The organism is Pseudoalteromonas sp. GW168-MNA-CIBAN-0100 (assembly GCF_040309225.1).
Classification (GTDB): Bacteria; Pseudomonadota; Gammaproteobacteria; order Enterobacterales; family Alteromonadaceae; genus Pseudoalteromonas; species Pseudoalteromonas arctica.
In genome coordinates this window covers 1-264 of sequence record NZ_JBEOOL010000675.1, presented here as the reverse complement: position 1 = coordinate 264, position 264 = coordinate 1, and the positions used below count along the sequence as shown (strand labels likewise).

Below are 264 nucleotides of genomic sequence, written 5' to 3'. Positions count from 1 at the left end.
GAGCAAACACTCAGCGCATGGCAATCGCAGGTAAAGCACGCAGCCAGCGGTATTGAGCATGCACTAATACGTGTTTGTGAGCTGGCTCAGGGGGGAACAGCGGTCGGCACCGGTATTAATGCCGATCCACAATTTGCTACGCTATTTGCCAAACAGCTAAGTGAAAAAGTAGGGATTAACTTTATCCCCAGTGATAACTTTTTTTATAATATTGGCTCGCAAGATGCCATTGTGGCTTTATCAGGGCAGCTGAAAGTCTATGCC

At 47.3% G+C, this 264-nt stretch carries 1 protein-coding gene; it reads left to right on the top strand.

All coding sequences use genetic code 11. The annotated features are described in order from the left end of the window. On the top strand, positions 1-264 hold a 264-nt coding region (locus AAEY62_RS22965; RefSeq protein WP_350636744.1), incomplete at both ends, for a lyase family protein.